This is a genomic window from Ruegeria sp. CDSA020, from assembly GCF_059612345.1.
The window spans coordinates 138,150-156,498 of record NZ_JBXWQK010000009.1 but is presented as its reverse complement, the minus strand read 5'-3'; the positions used below and the strand labels follow the sequence as shown (position 1 = coordinate 156,498).

The 18,349-nt window shown below is 58.4% G+C and carries 21 protein-coding genes; 12 read left to right on the top strand and 9 right to left on the bottom strand.

Features of this window, described 5'->3' with window-relative positions; genetic code table 11:
- Nucleotides 1–13 precede the first annotated feature (13 nt).
- The 6 genes from AC2FJW_RS16310 (at nucleotide 14) to AC2FJW_RS16285 (ending at nucleotide 4,406) form a co-directional block, all read left to right on the top strand.
- Nucleotides 14–448, top strand: a complete 435-nt coding sequence (locus tag AC2FJW_RS16310) for a hypothetical protein (protein WP_496694292.1) — start codon at nucleotides 14–16, stop codon at nucleotides 446–448.
- Nucleotides 445–1,110, top strand: a complete 666-nt coding sequence (locus AC2FJW_RS16305) for a MotA/TolQ/ExbB proton channel family protein (RefSeq protein ID WP_496697937.1) — start codon at nucleotides 445–447, stop codon at nucleotides 1,108–1,110. Before AC2FJW_RS16310 ends, AC2FJW_RS16305 begins: the two co-directional genes overlap by 4 nt.
- Nucleotides 1,103–1,468 (top strand): biopolymer transporter ExbD, encoded by a 366-nt coding sequence (locus AC2FJW_RS16300; protein WP_496697935.1) that lies wholly within the window; start codon nucleotides 1,103–1,105, stop codon nucleotides 1,466–1,468. The genes AC2FJW_RS16305 and AC2FJW_RS16300 overlap by 8 nt, the downstream gene beginning before the upstream one ends.
- A gap of 4 nt (nucleotides 1,469–1,472) precedes the next feature.
- Nucleotides 1,473–1,850, top strand: a complete 378-nt coding sequence (locus AC2FJW_RS16295; RefSeq protein WP_496678484.1) for an ExbD/TolR family protein — start codon at nucleotides 1,473–1,475, stop codon at nucleotides 1,848–1,850.
- A complete protein-coding gene (locus AC2FJW_RS16290) occupies nucleotides 1,847–2,968 on the top strand; it encodes an energy transducer TonB family protein (RefSeq protein WP_496750679.1) in 1,122 nt (373 codons plus the stop codon). The genes AC2FJW_RS16295 and AC2FJW_RS16290 overlap by 4 nt, the downstream gene beginning before the upstream one ends.
- Before the next feature lie 430 nt (nucleotides 2,969–3,398).
- Complete coding sequence (locus AC2FJW_RS16285) at nucleotides 3,399–4,406, top strand: porin (protein WP_496697929.1); 1,008 nt, start codon at nucleotides 3,399–3,401, stop codon at nucleotides 4,404–4,406.
- A gap of 60 nt (nucleotides 4,407–4,466) precedes the next feature.
- On the opposite strand, the gene AC2FJW_RS16280 is transcribed toward AC2FJW_RS16285, so the two are convergent.
- The 5 genes from AC2FJW_RS16280 to AC2FJW_RS16260 are packed head-to-tail and all read right to left on the bottom strand — an operon-like array spanning nucleotide 4,467 to nucleotide 8,673.
- Nucleotides 4,467–5,009, bottom strand: a complete 543-nt coding sequence (locus AC2FJW_RS16280; protein WP_496697927.1) for a DUF3833 domain-containing protein — start codon at nucleotides 5,007–5,009, stop codon at nucleotides 4,467–4,469.
- Complete coding sequence (locus AC2FJW_RS16275; protein WP_496750678.1) at nucleotides 5,006–5,623, bottom strand: DUF3833 domain-containing protein; 618 nt, start codon at nucleotides 5,621–5,623, stop codon at nucleotides 5,006–5,008. The genes AC2FJW_RS16280 and AC2FJW_RS16275 overlap by 4 nt, the downstream gene beginning before the upstream one ends.
- Nucleotides 5,620–6,843 carry an MFS transporter gene (locus AC2FJW_RS16270; protein WP_496750676.1) on the bottom strand — a complete coding sequence of 408 codons (1,224 nt, stop codon included), beginning with the start codon at nucleotides 6,841–6,843 and terminating at the stop codon, nucleotides 5,620–5,622. The genes AC2FJW_RS16275 and AC2FJW_RS16270 overlap by 4 nt, the downstream gene beginning before the upstream one ends.
- On the bottom strand, nucleotides 6,843–7,388 hold the full coding sequence (locus AC2FJW_RS16265) for a hypothetical protein (protein WP_281995737.1): 546 nt from the start codon (nucleotides 7,386–7,388) through the stop codon (nucleotides 6,843–6,845). Before AC2FJW_RS16265 ends, AC2FJW_RS16270 begins: the two co-directional genes overlap by 1 nt.
- Entirely contained in the window at nucleotides 7,339–8,673 is a 1,335-nt protein-coding gene (locus tag AC2FJW_RS16260) for an NAD(P)/FAD-dependent oxidoreductase (RefSeq protein ID WP_496697923.1), read from the bottom strand. Before AC2FJW_RS16260 ends, AC2FJW_RS16265 begins: the two co-directional genes overlap by 50 nt.
- 178 nt (nucleotides 8,674–8,851) lie before the next feature.
- On the opposite strand from AC2FJW_RS16260, the gene AC2FJW_RS16255 reads away from it, so the two are divergent.
- Entirely contained in the window at nucleotides 8,852–9,577 is a 726-nt protein-coding gene (locus AC2FJW_RS16255; RefSeq protein ID WP_496697921.1) for an SDR family NAD(P)-dependent oxidoreductase, read from the top strand.
- Nucleotides 9,578–9,611: 34 nt separating this feature from the next.
- Here the strand turns inward: AC2FJW_RS16255 and AC2FJW_RS16250 are convergent, their stop codons facing one another.
- The gene (locus AC2FJW_RS16250; RefSeq protein ID WP_496750674.1) at nucleotides 9,612–9,899 is read right to left on the bottom strand and encodes an I78 family peptidase inhibitor; all 288 of its coding nucleotides are present in this window, start codon (nucleotides 9,897–9,899) and stop codon (nucleotides 9,612–9,614) included.
- A gap of 130 nt (nucleotides 9,900–10,029) precedes the next feature.
- Between AC2FJW_RS16250 and AC2FJW_RS16245 the strand changes: the two genes are divergently transcribed.
- Nucleotides 10,030–11,142, top strand: a complete 1,113-nt coding sequence (locus AC2FJW_RS16245; protein ID WP_496697919.1) for an S-(hydroxymethyl)glutathione dehydrogenase/class III alcohol dehydrogenase — start codon at nucleotides 10,030–10,032, stop codon at nucleotides 11,140–11,142.
- 53 nt (nucleotides 11,143–11,195) lie between these two features.
- On the opposite strand, the gene AC2FJW_RS16240 is transcribed toward AC2FJW_RS16245, so the two are convergent.
- Both AC2FJW_RS16240 and AC2FJW_RS16235 read right to left on the bottom strand, forming a co-directional pair.
- Nucleotides 11,196–12,134 (bottom strand): DMT family transporter, encoded by a 939-nt coding sequence (locus AC2FJW_RS16240; RefSeq protein WP_496690284.1) that lies wholly within the window; start codon nucleotides 12,132–12,134, stop codon nucleotides 11,196–11,198.
- Between the two features lie 112 nt (nucleotides 12,135–12,246).
- Complete coding sequence (locus tag AC2FJW_RS16235) at nucleotides 12,247–12,678, bottom strand: group III truncated hemoglobin (protein WP_142638539.1); 432 nt, start codon at nucleotides 12,676–12,678, stop codon at nucleotides 12,247–12,249.
- Between the two features lie 165 nt (nucleotides 12,679–12,843).
- Here AC2FJW_RS16235 and AC2FJW_RS16230 point away from each other — a divergent pair, with 165 nt between their 5' ends.
- Nucleotides 12,844–13,311 carry a DUF1203 domain-containing protein gene (locus tag AC2FJW_RS16230; RefSeq protein ID WP_496697916.1) on the top strand — a complete coding sequence of 156 codons (468 nt, stop codon included), beginning with the start codon at nucleotides 12,844–12,846 and terminating at the stop codon, nucleotides 13,309–13,311.
- Here the strand turns inward: AC2FJW_RS16230 and AC2FJW_RS16225 are convergent.
- Nucleotides 13,308–14,300: an ABC transporter ATP-binding protein gene (locus AC2FJW_RS16225; RefSeq protein ID WP_496750704.1), complete on the bottom strand. Its 993-nt coding sequence runs from the start codon at nucleotides 14,298–14,300 to the stop codon at nucleotides 13,308–13,310. The genes AC2FJW_RS16230 and AC2FJW_RS16225 overlap by 4 nt on opposite strands.
- A gap of 87 nt (nucleotides 14,301–14,387) precedes the next feature.
- Between AC2FJW_RS16225 and AC2FJW_RS16220 the strand changes: the two genes are divergently transcribed.
- From AC2FJW_RS16220 to polA, 3 genes are all read left to right on the top strand, one after another.
- Nucleotides 14,388–14,567 carry a zinc-finger domain-containing protein gene (locus AC2FJW_RS16220; RefSeq protein WP_142638543.1) on the top strand — a complete coding sequence of 60 codons (180 nt, stop codon included), beginning with the start codon at nucleotides 14,388–14,390 and terminating at the stop codon, nucleotides 14,565–14,567.
- A 410-nt stretch (nucleotides 14,568–14,977) separates the two neighbouring features.
- On the top strand, nucleotides 14,978–15,445 hold the full coding sequence (locus AC2FJW_RS16215) for a hypothetical protein (protein ID WP_281995731.1): 468 nt from the start codon (nucleotides 14,978–14,980) through the stop codon (nucleotides 15,443–15,445).
- 70 nt (nucleotides 15,446–15,515) lie between these two features.
- Entirely contained in the window at nucleotides 15,516–18,314 is a 2,799-nt protein-coding gene (gene polA / locus AC2FJW_RS16210; RefSeq protein ID WP_496750673.1) for a DNA polymerase I, read from the top strand.
- The last annotated feature ends 35 nt before the right edge of the window (nucleotides 18,315–18,349 follow it).

The following is an 18,349-nucleotide window of genomic DNA, read 5'->3' as shown; positions in this document are numbered from 1 at the left end:
CGGGAGAATACCTGTGACGTCTTTCCGCCTGGCGAAACTAGCGATCCTTTGTCTTGGCATTCCAACCATGTCCCTTGCGCAATCCGCCGAGGACCCAAGCGCTGGGCTGTTGATGGAACTGAACAATTTGCAACAGGTCGATGGCAACTGCCGGCTGTCATTTCTGTTGCAAAATCAGACCGGTGCCGAGATTGAGGCCGCCAATTATGAAACCGTGATCTTCAACGCTGAGGGCAATGTTGTCAGCCTGTCGCTGTATAATTTCCGCGATATTCCTGCGGGACGTCTGCGGGTGCGGCAGTTCAGCATCGCGGACATGAGCTGCGGCGATGTTGGCCGGATTCTGATCAACGGATCCAATACATGTACGGTCGAAGGCGCCGAAAGCGATCTTTGCGACGAAGCCCTTACGCTAAACAACCGAACAGATGTGGAGTTTCTCAGATGAGCCCGCTTGATGCTTTGCGTGAAATTGTTGCCCTTGGCGGGCCAGTGGTTGCGGTCCTGATCGCCATGTCGATCGTGACGCTGGCCGTCACGCTGTACAAGCTTTGGCAGTTCACGGTTTCCGGTGTCGGTCGGCACAAGATCCTGTCCCAGGCGCTTGCGGCCTGGGATGCCGGTGACACGCAAGCCGCAAGGGCCAAGCTGGCAGAAAGCCGCAGCTATCTTGCGCCGCTGGTCAGCACTGCCATGGATGCGCCCATCATGCCTGGGTTGGACCAAAGGCTGGATGCCGAGGCCGGGTTGGCCTTGGCGGGCCTTGAACGCGGCTTTCGCCTGCTGGACACCGTGGCACAGCTGGCGCCTCTGCTGGGCCTGTTCGGCACCGTCCTTGGCATGATCGAAGCGTTCCAGAGCCTTCAGACTGCCGGATCGTCGGTTGATCCCTCGCTGCTTGCGGGCGGTATCTGGGTAGCGCTGGTCACCACAGCGGTTGGTCTGGCCGTGGCGATGCCGACCTCGATGGTTCTGTCCTGGTTCGAAAGTCGCACTGCGCGCGAACGGGTTTTTGCCGACAAGGCCTTGAGGACCGTTCTTGTTCCGGGGCGGGGATCGTCAGACTCTGCCCAGGTGGCCGCTGTCCCAACGACAGCAGATCATGCGTAATTCTGCACCATTTGTGCGACGGCCAATGTCGATGACGCCGCTCATCGACATCATATTCCTCTTGTTGCTCTTCTTCATGCTGACCTCGACATTCTCGAAATATGCCGAGATCGAGTTAAGCAGCGCCACCGGTGGCGCCTCTGCCGACGAAGTTACGGGTCAGCGGGTATTTCTCCAGCTGGGGTCGGAACGCCTGATCCTGAACGGCGTGCCGGTCACACTGGACGAGTTGGTCGCGCAGGTAGATACCGGGCAGGTATTGGTCAGCCTTGACCCGGATACAACTTCGCAAAGGCTGGTGGATCTGCTGGTGCGGTTGCGTGGCCGTGACGGGTTGAGCGTTCTGGTGCTGGAGTGAGGCGATGATCCGCAATCTTCGACCCCGCCGCAAACGCGATTCGACCATTGCTTTGATCAATGTCGTGTTTCTGATGCTGATCTTCTTTTTGATCACCGGAACGATAGCGCCGCCGCTGGATCCGGATCTGCAACTTGTGGATACGTCGGAACTGGAGGGCAGTGAGCCCCCCGACGCGTTGGTTCTGCACAAGAACGGATTGCTCAGCTTTCGGGGCCAGCCGATGACCCCCGAAGCCTATATGACCGGCCGCGACCCCGCGCCGGTGCGCATCGTGCCCGACCGTGAAGCACCGGGCCACCGCCTGATCGAGGTGACCGGCACTTTGCGGCGGCTGGGGGCAACCTCAGTCTTTGTTGTGACCGAAAAGGCGCTGGAATGATCAGACGCTCGGTTGTCATTGCGGCTATTGCGGTCCTGGTGTCCCTGTTAATTCACTTAGTCGGGTTGAGCGTGACGGCGCCTCGTCTGACTGAAACCACGGAACCTGCAGGCCCGGCCGATGCCATCGCGCTGGGCAATGAGTTCGAAGAGATTGCCGATGTCGTTGCGGACCCGGTTGAGCCCGAGTCCGCCCCCGAATCCGAACCGGAACCGGAAGAGCCACTGGAGCCCGAACCGGCACCCGAAGAAGTGCCGGTCAGCGAAGCATTGGTCGCCTCTGATAACCCTCAGCAGGTCCCTTCACCCGATCTGGGCAAATCCGAAATTGTGCGCCCCGTGGTGACGGAAACGGTTGAGCCGTCTGAAACCGAGTCTGAGACACCTTCGGAGACGAATGAGGCCGCCAGCCAAGACACGGATGCCACGCCTCTGGCCGAACCCAGTGAACAGGCCGAAACACCGGAGGGAGAGCCCGAAACCAGCCCGGCGCAAGCCGAAGAACAGGCAGCGCTTGACCCGCCCCTGGCCGAGGTTCCAACGCCCAAACCATCACCGGTTCCAGAGATACCGCTGATAGCTGAGACGCCCGAGGTCGACATCCCACTTGTCGAACCCGAACCTGAGGCGGAGGAAGAGACAGAGACGGCACTGACCTCTTCGGTGCGTCCGAAGCTACCGGATCAACGGCCTAGTTCCAAACCGCAGGGCGTCTTGCCGGGCTCCAACGATTTCAGTGATCTACGGTTCCCTGAGAAAGAAGTCGAATCCCCGCTGTCGCAGTACAAACGCGCGGGAATTGACCCGTTCACACGCGGCAACACCAGTGCCGGTTCAGGGGGAAGGGGGCCAGGCAATTCCACCAAAACCAACTATGCTGGCCGTGTGCTCATGCATCTGAACCGGGCCCCTTTGGTCTATGTTTCGGCGCGCGGTTTCGCTCAGGTCTTTTTTCAGATCAACCCGGATGGCACCTTGGCCTTTGTCGATGTGGTCGACAGCTCTGGATCCCCCGAAGTCGACCGTGCTGCCAAGGCGCAGGTTCGTGCGGCGTCACCTTTCCCGTTGCCCCCTGGCGGTGTCAGCCGCAGCCTGTCATTTTTCTATAACAGCAACTAGCAAATGGTGCCGTAGCAGGATTGCATATTACCCGAGGCGCGGCTGGGCATTATGCCGTCTGAATGGGCGTGGCAATTCCCGGAATGCGGACTCTCAGATTGCGACTCACCTGAAATTGGGCTGCAGTCACAACAGGGCTAGGGACCGAGAATCCCTGAATCATGCGACCTGTCAATAATTCCCGGTTTAAAGAGGTGGTCTGGCTTTTTTGCGTTCAAATTTTTGTAACGTTTCCAATGAGCGAACAAAGTGCTCGAAAAGCTTGAATATCTGTGCCCTGCGGCCTTTTTGCCCGGTGCAAAGTGGCAACACCGTCGCAGGCAGAGGGCGTGGAAAATCCCGTCTCGCTATTGTGCCCATGCTGAAATTATTCGACCAATTTAGCCGCCGCTTCGGTGGCACTACTCCTCTCAAAACTTATGGATTAACCATGAAAAACGTACTCATCGCATCGACCGCGCTGATTGCAACCGCCAGTGTTGCTGCCGCGGAAGTCAAATTCAGCGGCTATGGCCGCTTTGGTCTGGGCTATGAAGAAGACCGTTCAGCAACCACCACCACAACGACCGCGTCTGGTGCGGTCAATGCAAACAACGCCTCGACCGACGATACCATTTTGGTGTCGCGTTTTCGTCTGAACATCGACGCCAGTGCCGAAACAGATGGCGGCGTTGAATTCCAGGGCCGTGTTCGTCTGCAGGCGGATGACGATTCAAGCACCGGCGAGCAGAACGAAGCTGGCCTGAATGGCGCCCGTTTCTCGGTTATCTATGGCGGCCTGCGTGTTGACGCCGGTAACGTTTCGGGTTCGTTCGACAACCTGGATGACTACTTCGGTACCGAGCCGGGCCTGGAAGAATTCCTGGGTCAGTATTCGGGCGTGAACTATTCCTTCCTGGAATACAGCTCAACCGGCACGGGCGCGAATGCTGTGTTCTTCCGCTACACCGTTGGCGATCTGGCATTCTCGGCATCCTATGACCAGGACACGAAATTCCTGGGCGCAGGCATCACTGACGACCGTGACCGCTGGGACGTAAGCGCATCTTATACCTTCAACAACTTCACCGCCTCGCTGGCATATGGTGAAACTGATGAAGGTGCAGGCGTTGACAAGGAAAGCCTGACTGTTCTGACCCTGGGTGCAGAACTGGGCGATTTCTACGGCACCCTGTTCGTGGCTGACGATGACGTCAACAACGACGCCGAAGACGGCACCGCTTATGGTTTCTCGGTCGCCTATGATCTGGGTGCGGCAACCACGCTGCAGCTGGTTTACGGTGACGGTTCGGCTGACGACGACACCCGCAACATCGGTGTTGGCGCCATCTATGACCTGGGCGGCGGTGTATCGCTGCGTGGTGCAGTTGGCGAGATCAAAGACGGCGACGACGACGGCAAGATCCGTGCCGACTTTGGTGCTCAGTTCAACTTCTAAGCTGATCTGAACCAGATTGATCTAAGGGCGGGCCTTCGGGTTCGCCCTTTTTCTGTCTGACTATTTCTTTTCAAAGAACAAAATGACCTCACCCAGCCGGATGCCATAGCGCGAGACATAGGCCCGGTTCAGCAGCCGGTCATCGCTCAGCATCCACATCCAGTCATCGAAATCGACCCGCATGGTCCCATCCTTGACGGGCAGGTCGATCTTGTAGGTCCAGTTGAACGTATCGCCACGCTCGATCCCGCTGGCGGTGCCCAGCACGCCGGGGGCTGTGCCGGTCCAGCTATCCTTGCCGGTTTTGGTCAGGGTCCAGACGCGCTGCTCGGTTGCGCCGTCGTCATAGACGAAATCCTCGATCAGGGTCAGCGTCTCGCCATCCCATGTACCATTGATATCAACAGTGAACCGGCGTGGCACATTGCCCAGAACATCCTGAAATTGACCATAGGCCACAGTCTGACCCTCAAAGAACTCTTCCAGGTTCAACTGCCGATCGGACAAAAAGGTCTTGGGGGTTCGGGGTTTCGCGGAGCAGGCAGCCAGAACGGTCAGCCCCAGAACAGCAAGGCCAGCGATGAAAACACGACGTGGTTTCATTGCAGCACCCGTGTTTCAGCGGCGGTGTCATGGCCATTCGCCCGGTCCAGATAGGCCGATTTGGTGGAGGGCGCCGGGCGCATGGTGGCTATCAGCTCGGCGACTTTGATGCCGAACTTTCGCATCTCGGACCGGTTCATGATCACGCCACTTTCCGTCAGGTACATCCAGTCGGTTACGTCCAGCGTGTGTCCCCCTGCGTCCTCGGGCAGGATGAACTTGTAGGTCAGCTTTACGGTCGAGCCCGAGACCGTGCCGCGCCCTTCGCCCACGATGTCATCTGCTGTCGCAATGAATGTGTTTCCTGTGCCCAGAGTCAGATACCATTTGCGGGCCATCTTCTTGCCGTTGGAATAGGTGAAATTCTCGGTCAGGGTGCCTGTGTTGCCGTCCCATTCCCCGACCATACGGGCGACAAAGCTGTTCGACATCTTACCGTCGGGGCCATAGATCAGCCCTTCGGACAGGATCTCCCCGTTCAGGTTTTCCTTCATCTCAAAGGCGGGGCCGGTACCGCTGTAATCCTCAGGCGATTGGGCCCGAAAGCTAAGATAGCGCCCCTTTGCAATGGACAGGGCGAAGATGATGAGCAGGGCTATAGCAAGTAGTTTCATTTGGCTGAGACCTCAGTTGGCAGCGTCAGGACCATTCCAAACGCGCCGAGTTTCAGGATGCAGGGCAAAATGGCATAGGCGAGGTTGAGCGTTTGCAGCGCCTCGGCTGAATTTGCCTGTCCCGGAGTGAATCCGCTGCGTTCCAGCAATGGCAGGGTGAAAAAGGCCGCCAGGGCCAGCCCCAGCTTGCCCGCGAATGACCAGATGCCGAATGCGGCGGATGCGTTCAGACCTGCGCGTGTCAGAGCGACCGAGAACATGGCCGGCAGCACCACCATATCCGCCCCAAGTGCGGCGCCCGATGCAATGCAGATCAGGGCGAACCCGGCTAGGCTGCCGGTTGACAGCGTCGCGGCGCTGACAAAGGCCGCAATCGACAGCGGCATGGCGATCATTAGGGTCTGTTTCGGGCCAATTCGATTGCTGAGTCGCGCCCAAAGGGGCACGCTTGCCCCCGCGCTGAGGAAGAACAAGATCAACAGCGGTCCTGCCATGCCCGGCAGTTGCAGCCGGTCTTCGACAAAGAATAGAAACAGGGTCGAGGTGATGGCGACCGGCAAGCTGTTGATCAGCGCCAGAACCAGCAGGCGTAAGGCTCCGGCATCGCCCAGCCCTGCAAAGGTCAGGGCCTGTCCGGTGATCGGCGCGCGCCGCCAGATCGGGATAGTTAGGGCAAGGGCCAGAATGGCGATGAGGCCCAAAAACAGCCCGAACGCAGGATAGCCCTGCGCCTGCGCGCCAATGGCTACAAACAGCGCGGGGGCACTTGCGGCAAGTATCACGCCGGTTAGCTGCCCGCCCTCGCGATAGGCGGCGAGTGTCATCAGCTCGGACGGGGTGGGCGTTTTGGCCAACGTGGCGCTGCGGCCATAGAGCAGGATGGTTCCCAGGCTGTAGGCTGAAAACAGCAGGATAAGGATGGCCACCAAACTGGCAACGGACGCGCCCTCAGACAGAGTGAACAGCAGCGGGAAGCCAACCGCCAGCCCAAGTGCGGCGAGGGCAGCAAACAAAAGCTGGCCACCAGGCCACCGGTCAATCGCCCAGCCAATCAGGGGATCCTGCACAAGGTCAACCAAACGGATCAGCAACAGGACGGCGCCGATCACCCCAAGGCCAATGCCCAGATTGACCGCCGCAAAACGCGGCAGGTGAATGTAAAGCGGGATGCCTGCAGCGGCGAGCATCAACGCATAGAGACTGACCCGGGGATACAGCATCACTGACCCTTCAACTGCCGGGTAAAGTTGGCCGATCTGGTGTTGCTGCCAAGAAAGATCGACATGAATGCGCGCGTGATGCCCGGGCTCGACAAGGTGCAGGTTCTGCTGCCATTGCGCCAGAACCCGATCTTGTCCGGCCCCTCCGAGATTGCCAAATAGCTGTCGCCTTTGCTGACGGCCTGAAAACAGGCCTGCAACTGATCGGCGGTTGGAGTCGGGTTGCCCTGTCGCACCATTTCGTCAAGCGTCGACTTGATCAGAGCCTTCTGCGCGATGGATTTGCGGTATGTCAGTTTCAGTCCGAACTCTTGATTCCAGTCAAACGGTGCGCCGCCGGGCGTATAAAGCCTGGCATCGTAAACCGGCAAACCCAGGAACCGGAACGTAGAGCTGCCCAGAACTTTTGGATCGTCCAACCGTTCAGCCAAAGGTGACGCCGCTAAACCGCAGGGCAGCACCATCGCCAGCGCCAGAATGGCCTGGCGCAACAGCTCAAAGATCGGCCGCAACAGGGATGGCCGCGATCTGTTCGGGGGTGCCATTGTCTGCTCCGATGGTTTGCGGGCCGCCAGTGATCCGCTCGACGACATGCATGGCGCTGGCAATCCCGTCTTCGTGAAACCCGTGCCGGTTATAGGCGCCCGCAAACCAGGTGCGGTTCTGTCCCTGCATCTCGCGGATTTGCCCCTGTGCCCAAAGTGCGGCCTTGTCAAAAACCGGATGGGCGAATTCGACCTCATCATAGATCTTGTCGGCGGCGATCTCGGATGAGGCGTTCAGCGTCACAAACAGCGGGTCACTGTCGGGAATATTCTGCAGCCTGTTCATCCAATAGGTCACCCCGACATTCCCGGCCTGCGAGCGATAGGTCCAGCTGGACCAGCAGGCCCGGCGTTTGGGCATCTGCGACGGATCGCAATGCAGGATGGCCGTGTTGGGCTGATACTGGATCGCGCCAAGCGCGGCTGCTTCGGCTGGGGTGGCATCCTGGCCCAGAATGGCAAGGGATTGATCCGAGTGGGTGGCCAGAATGATCTCATCATACTGATCCGACTGGCCTTGGCTGTGAACGGTCACGCCTATCTCATTGCGCTGAACCCTCTGAACGGGGCTGGCCAGACGTATTTCGGCCCCGCGGGCACGCAGGGTGGCGTCAATCCGGCGGACATATTCAATGCTGCCACCCTTTACCGTGTACCATTGGTGCTGATTGGCGCGGCCATTGGCCAGCAGAGCGTGATTGCTAAAGAACTGCACCAGCGACCGCGCTGGGAATTGATCCACAAATTCAACTGGGGTCGACCAGATCGCACCGCACATGGGCATCAGGTAATTGTGCCGGAACCAGTGCCCCAACTGCAACTGATCAACCAGTTCTCCGATCGTTGTGTCATCGTCCTTGGCTGCGTCCGGGGCCTCTCTGCCAAAACGCAGGATGTCGGCGATCATCTTGTAATAGGCCGGCCGCGCAAGGTTGCGTTTCTGCGCCGTAAGAGTGCGCAGGTTGTTCAGCCCGTATTCGATGCGCCCGTTGTCGATGGTCGCACCAAAGCTCATCTCGGATTTTTCGACAGGCACGTTCAGCGTATCGAACAACCGTGTCAGGTAAGGGTAGGTGGCATAGTTGAAGACGATAAAACCGGTATCGACGGGCTGATCGCCATTTTTTCCCGCCGTGACCGTGCGGGCATGCCCGCCAAGCCTGGGTTCAGCCTCAAAGAGTGTCACGTCATTGTTTTCGGAAAGATAATAAGCCGCTGAAAGGCCTGAGATGCCTGCGCCAACTATGGCGATTTTTTTCCTGCCCCTTTGGGTTTCGTCGAACATGATAGCCTCGTTACGTGACGTTTTGATAATGAATACGCAGTAGGAGCAGGATTGGATCATTCAAGACAGGGGTTTTTCAGGTGCGGCTGCAATTTAGCGGCCTCACCGCGAGCAACCGAAGGTGATCCAAACTGGCCGTGTAACCGTATCGAAATAACACAATTCAGAAATGGTCGGCATGAACAGCTTTGACGGGAAAACTTATTGGATAGTTGGCGCAAGCGAAGGTCTGGGTCGTGCATTGGCGCAGGCTCTAAGCAATCGCGGCGCCCGGGTGATCCTGTCGGCGCGAAACGCGAAACGCCTGGATGAAATCTGCAGCATTCTGCCAAATTCAAAAGCCATTCGTTGCGATGTCGCTGATTTAGACTCTGTTCGACGTGCCGCTTCCGCTGCCGGAAAGGTGGATGGCCTTATCTATAATGCCGGGGCTTATGACCCGATGCGCAGCACTGAGTGGAACACTGAGGCTGCTCTTCGGATGTCCGATGTGAATTTTCAGGGCGCTTTGCGGGTTCTGGGCGAAGTACTTCCTGGGTTTGTTAAGGCCGGGCAGGGGGAGATCACGCTGATCGGGTCGCTGTCCGGCTATCATGGCCTGCCATCTGCAGTTGGGTATGGTGCCAGCAAGGCGGCTTTGATTTCACTGGCAGAAACCATGCGGCATGATCTGGCGGGTTCGGGCGTCACGGTTCGGATCGTAAATCCCGGCTTCATCAAGACTCGCCTGACCGAAAAGAACAGTTTCAAGATGCCGATGCTGATGACGCCTCAGGGCGCGGCCCAGCATGTGGTTCGGGCAATGTCCCGCCACAGATTCCGCACAGACTTCCCAGCGCCGTTTTCATGGCTGATCCGCCTTGTAGGCTATTTGCCGGATTGGGTGATATATCGCGGAAGATAGGCCCTAACAATGGGGTTTTGAGCTTCTGCCAGGCTTAACCGCAGGTCAGGTTCTGTATGATCCCCGAGCCGTTTACAAAGACGTTCAGCCGGTCGATGCGATAATCCTGTGTGGCGATGTCATCTGGGCCTAAAACGCGCGACCGTTCGGGTAATTGCGACTGAATGGTCGATACAGGCTTGCCAATCGCATCGGCAATTGGCTCTCCTTTGCAAAAGGCCAAATCTACCGGGGTGGGTTCAAGTGGCAGTGGCGCGTCCTCAGGAGCGGGCGACTCCGTACATGCGACCAGCAAAATCAAAACAGGGGTCAAACGGCGCATTGGCGCTCCTCTTTCTGGCAATGTCGTTTCTGTAATATCAAATATTTAGCATTGCTGCCATCAAAGCGCAGTTGAAAAAACCCTGCATTTAACGCAGGGTCAGGCCAAATTTGACTGGGAGAAGTACATCATGCGCACCCGTGCCGCCGTTGCCGTTCAGGCCGGCAAACCTTTGGAAGTGATGGATGTGAACCTCGAAGGCCCCAAGGCGGGCGAGGTTCTGGTCGAGATCAAGGCGACCGGCATTTGCCACACCGACGAATTCACCCTGTCGGGTGCAGACCCCGAAGGCCTGTTCCCCGCCATTCTGGGCCATGAAGGCGCAGGTGTGGTGGTCGATGTCGGCCCGGGCGTGACCAGCCTGAAGCCGGGCGATCACGTGATCCCGCTTTACACCCCCGAGTGTCGCGAATGTGAATACTGCCTGCATCCCAAAACCAACCTGTGTCAGGCGATCCGTTCGACGCAGGGCCAAGGGTTGATGCCCGATGGCACCTCGCGGTTCTCGACGCTGGATGGTGATCCGATCCTGCATTACATGGGCTGCTCGACCTTTGCCAACCACACGGTCCTGCCGGAAATCGCGCTTGCCAAAGTGCGCCCGGACGCGCCTTTCGACAAGATCTGCTATATCGGTTGCGGCGTGACCACCGGCATCGGCGCGGTGATCAACACCGCCAAAGTTGAAATCGGAAGCCGTGCGATTGTGTTTGGTCTGGGTGGCATCGGTCTGAACGTCATTCAAGGTCTACGATTGGCAGGCGCCGACCAGATCGTCGGCGTCGACCTGAACCCCTCCAAGGTGGAAATGGCCACCCGGTTCGGTATGACCGATTTCGTCAACCCGGCTGAGGTTGAAGGCGATCTGGTGCCCTATCTGGTCAACCTGACCAAAGGCGGCGCGGATTACACCTTTGACGCCACCGGCAATGTTGGCGTGATGCGCACGGCGCTGGAATCTGCACATAAGGGCTGGGGCGAGTCGATCATAATCGGCGTGGCACCTGCAGGGGCCGAGATCTCGACCCGCCCGTTCCAGCTGGTCACTGGTCGTTCCTGGCGCGGTACTGCCTTTGGCGGCGCCCGTGGCCGCACGGATGTGCCCAAGATCGTCGATTGGTACATGGAAGGTAAGATCGAGATCGACCCGATGATCACCCACACCATGGGCCTGGACGACATCAACCATGGGTTCGACCTGATGCATAAGGGCGAAAGCATCCGCTCGGTTGTGGTTTACTAAGGCTCTAATCCAGACGGAAAAGTTGTTACGGCGCGCTCCTGGCGCGCCGTTTGTCATTCCCCTGGTCGCGTCGCCCCTGTATCCGAACGCGGTGAGCGAACCCGCAGAACCGGGGTGTTGGCTGAGGTAGTGTTCGACCGGCTCTCGCGCCAGACGACGAAGACACCAGATGCGATGATGATGCTGGCGCCGACGGCAACCCAGCCGTCTGGCTTTTCGCCGAAAAACGCCATGCCAAAGATCGTGGCCCAGATGATCTGGCTGTATTGGCTGGGGGCGATGACCCCCGCTGGCGCGGCACGATAAGCCAGAATAATCAGGTGTTGGGCAATGACAGAAAACACTCCGACCAGTGCCATCATGGCCAGATGCAACAGGGACGGAGGTTGATAAACGGCCGGTTGCGCGATGCTCATGACCACTATGGCCAGCAGCATCGGATAAAGGATCAGAACGGCCGAGCGTTCCTCATTGCCGATCTTACGGACCAGAACTGACGCGAAAGCGCTGCAGAACGCGGCCGTCAGCGCCGCCAGATGGCCTAGCGTGATGTCCGTGGTACCCGGACGCAGAACGATCAACACGCCGATCAGGCCCACGCCAACCGCGGCCCAACGCTGGGCGCGGACCACCTCGCCCAATATGGGGATCGACAGGACCGTGACGATCAGCGGGAAAGAGAACAGGAGTGAATATACCTCGGCCAAAGGCAGGACCGAAAAGGAATAAAATGCGCAGGACATGCCTGTGACCATCAACCCCGACCGCAGCAGGACCAGCCAGGGATGGTGCGGAAGGAAGTTGCCGGTAGAGCGGTCTGTCAGGATTGTCACGGCCATCGGCACAAAAGAAAACAGCGTGGCAAAAAAGATGATTTGCATCACCGAATAGGTTCCGCCCAGCACCTTGATCAGAGCATCGTGGCTGGCAAAGACAGCAAAGCCCAGAAACGCATAGCCAAGGCCCCTGAGGGTGGTGTTTTGAGTGCTCATGGGTTTGACCTTGGGCAGCGGAATGGTGGGTTCATCCGTTGCATAAACCCATTTTTCAGAGTCTGATAGCCTTTATTTTACCGCTAACATGACTACCGGCCATGATCTGAGATCATCGCAGGATCGGTGGCGCGTCCTTTGGCTGGCGCGCGGATTGTACACCCACTTTCATCCCTACGCCGATGCGCCGGGCCAGCGCCACCCAGGGCAGCGCGGTTTCTGCGGGCAGGGTGCTATGGGCCACCTCCTCGAACAGGTCCAGCCAATGATCGAACAATTCGGGCCTGATATCAGGCCTTTCGATGTGAATACGCTGCGGATTTCCGTCATAACAACGCTCATGCAGAATGGCGTTGCGCCAGAACGCGGCGATCTTGTTCTCGTGCGGGGGCCAGTCGCTGACATGGTTTGCAAAGACCGGCGCCAGTGCCTCGTCCTGCCGGACGCGGGCGTAGAATGCGCTCACCTGCGACATGATCTGTTCAGCGGTGGCGGGAAACCTCGGAGGAATTCCTGGGCGGGCAGGAGAGGTAGGTTTGGACATGGGCGTTCCGAAACTGAATTGCGTCCCGTTCAGATCGGATTGTAGCCCGTGCTGTCAAGCCACGGCGCGTATATGTCGCGCTGTCTCAAAGAAGCGTTTGCGCAGGAAACGGGTCGGTTCCCCTCGCCGGGTCAGGCATCTTTTGTACAAAGAAGGAGACCTAACATGCACAAAATATCCGCCCTCCCCACTGCGCAGGTGCAGGCCTATCGCCAAGGTGCGCCTGATGGTTATGGCAACCCGCCCGAACGGGCGATATCGAACGGGGAAGGAAACCCCTGCCGTCATTGCCTGACCTATATTCCCAAGGGAAAGGAAATGCTGGTGCTGGCCCACCGGCCCTTTCCAGCGACACAACCTTTTGCTGAAACCGGGCCGATTTACCTTTGTGTAGAGCCTTGTCAGCGCTATGAGGATCTCACCAACCTGCCCGAGGCGCTGACCGCCTCACCCACTTATCTGATTAAAGGGTACGGATCGGACGACAGGATTGTTTACGGCACCGGGATCATTACGCCGCAGGCGGAATTGCAAAACGTTGCCGGGGATATCTTTGCCCGCGCGGATGTCGCCTATATCCACATCAGATCCGCGTCGAATAACTGCTATCACGCGCGGATCGACCGCGCCTAAAGCTTAACCCGGTGCAATCCCCGGCGCGGCTGATCAAGATCAGCTGCCGGGACATCGCCCGCCCGGGTCGAGGTCAGGGCCAGGAACACATCCTCAAGATCCGCTTCTTCGGTGCGAACGTCCCGGATACGGATGCCCACGGCCCTGACGGATTCCAGAACCTGTTCGGCACTGGTCTGGGCACTGCGATAGCGCAGCACCAAGCTGCCATCGTCGCGCAGTGTGGCCTCGACTCCCTCGGTCGCAGGCAGTTCAGTGACGGGGCCATCCGGAATAATTACCATCGTCCGGCCATCCATGCGGCTCAGCAGGTCTGCCGTGCTGTCCTGTGCGATCTTTTCGCCATGATTGATGATGGCGATCTGGTCGCACATCTCCTGTGCTTCTTCCAGGTAATGCGTCGTCAGGATGATGGTCATGCCCTGCTGGTTCAGCTTGCGCACGTTGGCCCAGAGCATTTGGCGCAGCTCGATATCCACGCCCGCTGTGGGTTCGTCCAGAACCAGCACTTTGGGGTTATGCACCAAAGCCTTGGCCAACAGCAACCGGCGCCGCATCCCGCCGGACAGGGTGCGGGCATAGGCCTCGGCCTTGTCGCTGAGGCCAGCCAGTTCGAGGATTTCATCACTGCGCCGCTGCGCCTTTGGTACACCATATAGGCCAGCTTGAACCTCCAAAGCACCGCGCGGGGTAAAGAAAGGGTCCAGGTTCAGCTCTTGCGGCATAACGCCGATGGCAGCGCGAGATTGGCGCGGGTTGCGGTCTTGGTCATGACCCCAGATCGACACATGGCCTGCAGATTTCACCACCAACCCGGCCAGAATGTTGATCAGGGTCGATTTCCCAGCCCCGTTCGGCCCCAGCAATCCAAAGACTGAACCGCGCGGGATTGTCAGGTCGATGCCCTTCAGCGCCTGCTTTTCAGGCTGGCCCTTGCTGCTGCGATAGGTCTTGCGCAGCCCTTCGATCCTGATTGCCGCATTGTCCATGTGGCTCTTGCCCCCGGTTTGCTCATCGCTCATAAACGCACCTAATGCATGCCCGCGAGGCCGACAACCAGTGAAGGATCGCCAGCCGTGACAATCGAAGCGCCGGAAACCAAGATCGTCGAAACCTCTCGTGTCGCCTGTGATGGCGGCGAAGGTGCGTTGGGCCACCCACGTGTTTGGTTACAGATCCCCGAAGACACCGGCTGGGTCGAGTGCCCCTATTGCGACTGCAAATTTGTCTTAAAAGGGCACGAGGCCAGCGCCTGATTGTGCAAAGCCGCGGGCAGGTTTGGCCTCTGCCTGATCATTGGAGCTGTTGGCTATTTTCTGGCCGCCGCTATCGGAATGCTTCTAACCGGATCGGGAAATCGGGCGCAGGGCGTGATACGATCGAAATCGCCTGGTCAGCGGGCCGATCTACAGGCCTCCTGGCTGCCGGGTTTTTCCAACCACAATCAGTTTTAAGGCCAAAGGGTGTTTCAACGCGCTGCGAACCTGCCATGTCTGGGCCGGTGAGGTGCTGTGGTCCGCGAATGAAGACTTCGGCACATGGGTGCCATTGCCTTACTCGATCACTTTGTCCTGCTTGATAAACCAATCAGGCAAGGTCAAACCTGCCCAACTAATGTCGTGTTCTGACGATAGCTTTGCGCCGGCTCAATGGAGGAAGTGTGTTGATGGACGCCAGTATCCAAAATACCAACCAACCGGTCTTCGGATGGATTGGTTTTAGTGTTTCCGCGATGGCCCTGTTGGGCGCCCTGTTCCTGTTCTGGGCCGGGCCATTCGCACCGCAACAATCGACTGGCGCGTCTTTGGGAGAGCTTGCAGCCGAGCTTGGAAAATCCACCCTGCGCTCGGCCGCCGGGCTGGACCAACCCGAGCCGGTGGCCCGGGTCCGTGATCTGGACGACTTTCTGCAGATCGGCATAGCCCTTTTGGGAGGATTGGCCGTCATCCTGTCGGCCATAGGCATTCTGCGCCACGAAAAACTGCGCCCGGCCATTGCGGGTATCGCAATCGGCATCGGCGCAATCCTGTTTCAGTTCTTTGCTTTTGCGTTTTTCGCTTTCCTCGGTGTGCTGGTCATTATGGCGCTGCTCAACAGCTTTTCGGATGTATTTGGCGGCCTGTTCGGCGGATAGTTCACCTTCTGTACTGGTCACCCGTGCGCCCCTGTGGCAGAACCATCCCTGACCGACAGGGAGCGCGCGCATGAGCAATTTCGGAAAAGGGTGTCACCTTCATCTTATTGACGGATCGGCCTTTATCTTCAGGGCCTATCACGCGCTGCCGCCGCTGACGCGGAAGTCAGATGGGTTGCCGATTGGGGCCGTGTCTGGGTTCTGCAACATGCTGCAGAAATATGTCGAGGGGAACACTGGGCCAGACGCGCCGACCCATGTGGCGGTGATCTTTGACAAGGGCTCTCATACATTCCGCAATGACATGTATGACCTCTACAAGGCCAATCGCGAGGCGATGCCCGAGGATCTGCGCCCTCAGATGCCCCTGACCCGCGAGGCGACCCGCGCCTTCAATATCGCCTGCAAAGAGCTTGAGGGCTATGAGGCCGACGACATCATTGCCACCCTTGCCATACAGGCGCGTGAGGCCGGTGGTCGCGTCACGATCGTCAGTTCCGACAAGGACCTGATGCAGCTGGTCGGCGATGGGGTCGAAATGCTGGATGCGATGAAGAACAAACGCATAGACCGCGATGGTGTGTTCGAGAAATTCGGCGTCGGGCCGGAACGTGTGGTGGACGTGCAGGCGCTGGCCGGGGACAGCGTGGACAATGTGCCGGGGGCTCCGGGCATTGGGATCAAGACGGCGGCGCTTTTGATCAATGAATTTGGTGATCTGGAAACCCTGCTGGACCGCGCCGAAGAGATCAAACAACCCAAACGCCGCCAGACCCTGATCGACAAACGCGACCAGATTGAGCTGTCGAAAAGACTGGTGCAGTTGGATGAGAACACGCCGCTGGATTTCACCTTAGACGATCTTGAGGTGCAAGACCCTGAACCGGACACTCTGCTGGGCTTTCTGGCTGAGATGGAGTTCCGAACCCTCACCAAGCGCATAGCGGACAAGCTGGGGGCCGAGGCACCGGTGATTGCAGACGCGCCTGCGCCCGTTACAGATGTGGCCGAGGCTGAAGACATTCCATTCGACGCGTCGAAGTATGAATGCGTCCGCGACGCGGGGGCTTTGCAGAAATGGATAGACCAGGCCTACGAGCGTGGGTGGGTTGCAGTGGACACCGAGACCACCGGGCTGAACGAGATGATCGCAGATCTGGTTGGCATTTCGCTCTGCATTGAGGCGGGCGAGGCCTGCTATATCCCATTGATCCATCGTCAAAGTGCCACCGACGATCTGTTCGGCTCGGACGCGCTGGCCGAGGGGCAAATGCCGATTGAACAGGCTCTAACACTGATAAAACCGATGTTAGAGGACCCGTCGATCCTCAAGATCGGGCAAAACATGAAATACGATGCCAAGATTTTTGCCCGCTATGGCGTGGATGTGGCGCCGATTGATGACACGATGTTGATGTCCTATGCGATGCATGGCGGCGAGCATGGGCATGGCATGGACACCCTGTCCGAGCGTTATCTGAACCACAAGCCGATTCCGATCAAACCGCTGCTGGGATCCGGCAAATCCGCGATCACCTTCGACAAGGTTCCGATTGACGAGGCCACGGCCTATGCCGCCGAGGACGCCGATATCACCCTACGGCTGTGGAAACTGTTCAAACCTCAGCTGCATCAGGTTCAGGTAACGACCGTCTATGAAACGTTGGAGCGCCCTCTGGTGCCGGTTCTGGCCGAAATGGAGATGCATGGCATCAAGGTTGACCGCGATGTCCTCAGCCGCATGTCCAACGCGTTTGCCCAGAAAATGGCCGGATTAGAGGCTGAAATCCACGAGTTGGCTGGTGAAAGCTTCAATGTCGGCTCGCCCGCTCAGCTGGGCGAGATTCTGTTCGACAAGATGAGTCTGGAAGGCGGCAAGAAGGGCAAGACCGGTAAGTATTCAACCGGGGCCGATATCCTTGAGGATCTGGCGACCGAGCATGAATTGCCGCGTCGGGTGCTGGATTGGCGGCAGCTATCGAAACTGAAATCGACCTATACGGACGCGCTGCAGACCCATATCAACCCCGATACGGGCCGGGTACATACATCCTATTCGATCACCGGGGCCAATACGGGTCGTTTGGCCTCGACCGATCCGAACCTGCAGAACATCCCTGTGCGCACCGAAGAAGGCCGCCGTATCCGCGAGGCGTTCATTGCCGAGCCGGGAAATGTGCTGGTCAGCCTCGACTATAGCCAGATCGAGCTGCGCATTCTGGCGCATATTGCCGATATTCCGGCCTTGAAGCAGGCGTTTACCGATGGGCTGGACATTCACGCCATGACCGCGTCGGAAATGTTCGACGTGCCGCTGGATGAGATGACGCCGGATATTCGCCGTCAGGCCAAGGCGATCAACTTTGGTGTGATCTATGGCATCTCGGGTTTTGGTCTGGCGCGCAACCTGCGCATTCCACGGGCCGAGGCGCAGGGCTTCATCGACCGCTATTTCGAACGCTTCCCCGGCATTCGGACCTATATGGACGACACCGTCGCCTTTGCCAAAGAAAATGGCTATGTGCAGACCCTATTCGGGCGCAAAATCCATACGCCCGAAATCAATGCCAAGGGGCCGCATGCCGGATTTTCGCGTCGGGCAGCGATCAACGCTCCGATTCAAGGCACCGCGGCCGACGTGATCCGCCGCGCGATGGTGCGGATGCCGGATGCGATCCATGGGTTGCCCGCGAAAATGTTGCTGCAAGTGCATGACGAATTGCTGTTCGAAGTATCCGAGGACGCCGTTGACCCGCTGATCGACGCGGCGCGCGACGTGATGGAGGAGGCCTCGGACCCAGCGGTGAAACTGGATGTGAAACTCAGCGTTGATGCGGGACAGGGCGCGAATTGGGCCGAGGCGCACTAGCGCCGCCGTTCATCAAGCCCTGCGGGCCCTCTTCG

Coding starts and splice junctions, on each gene's coding strand:
- AC2FJW_RS16255 (WP_496697921.1), top strand. CDS start 8,852: ATGAACAGCTTTGACGGGAAAACTTATTGGATAGTTGGCGCAAGCGAA.
- AC2FJW_RS16290 (WP_496750679.1), top strand. CDS start 1,847: ATGATCAGACGCTCGGTTGTCATTGCGGCTATTGCGGTCCTGGTGTCC.
- AC2FJW_RS16285 (WP_496697929.1), top strand. CDS start 3,399: ATGAAAAACGTACTCATCGCATCGACCGCGCTGATTGCAACCGCCAGT.
- AC2FJW_RS16305 (WP_496697937.1), top strand. CDS start 445: ATGAGCCCGCTTGATGCTTTGCGTGAAATTGTTGCCCTTGGCGGGCCA.
- AC2FJW_RS16295 (WP_496678484.1), top strand. CDS start 1,473: ATGATCCGCAATCTTCGACCCCGCCGCAAACGCGATTCGACCATTGCT.
- AC2FJW_RS16265 (WP_281995737.1), bottom strand. CDS start 7,388: ATGGCACCCCCGAACAGATCGCGGCCATCCCTGTTGCGGCCGATCTTT.
- AC2FJW_RS16275 (WP_496750678.1), bottom strand. CDS start 5,623: ATGAAACTACTTGCTATAGCCCTGCTCATCATCTTCGCCCTGTCCATT.
- AC2FJW_RS16280 (WP_496697927.1), bottom strand. CDS start 5,009: ATGAAACCACGTCGTGTTTTCATCGCTGGCCTTGCTGTTCTGGGGCTG.
- AC2FJW_RS16215 (WP_281995731.1), top strand. CDS start 14,978: ATGGACGCCAGTATCCAAAATACCAACCAACCGGTCTTCGGATGGATT.
- AC2FJW_RS16230 (WP_496697916.1), top strand. CDS start 12,844: ATGCACAAAATATCCGCCCTCCCCACTGCGCAGGTGCAGGCCTATCGC.
- AC2FJW_RS16250 (WP_496750674.1), bottom strand. CDS start 9,899: ATGCGCCGTTTGACCCCTGTTTTGATTTTGCTGGTCGCATGTACGGAG.
- polA (WP_496750673.1), top strand. CDS start 15,516: ATGAGCAATTTCGGAAAAGGGTGTCACCTTCATCTTATTGACGGATCG.
- AC2FJW_RS16270 (WP_496750676.1), bottom strand. CDS start 6,843: ATGCTGTATCCCCGGGTCAGTCTCTATGCGTTGATGCTCGCCGCTGCA.
- AC2FJW_RS16260 (WP_496697923.1), bottom strand. CDS start 8,673: ATGTTCGACGAAACCCAAAGGGGCAGGAAAAAAATCGCCATAGTTGGC.
- AC2FJW_RS16300 (WP_496697935.1), top strand. CDS start 1,103: ATGCGTAATTCTGCACCATTTGTGCGACGGCCAATGTCGATGACGCCG.
- AC2FJW_RS16240 (WP_496690284.1), bottom strand. CDS start 12,134: ATGAGCACTCAAAACACCACCCTCAGGGGCCTTGGCTATGCGTTTCTG.
- AC2FJW_RS16225 (WP_496750704.1), bottom strand. CDS start 14,300: ATGGACAATGCGGCAATCAGGATCGAAGGGCTGCGCAAGACCTATCGC.
- AC2FJW_RS16245 (WP_496697919.1), top strand. CDS start 10,030: ATGCGCACCCGTGCCGCCGTTGCCGTTCAGGCCGGCAAACCTTTGGAA.
- AC2FJW_RS16235 (WP_142638539.1), bottom strand. CDS start 12,678: ATGTCCAAACCTACCTCTCCTGCCCGCCCAGGAATTCCTCCGAGGTTT.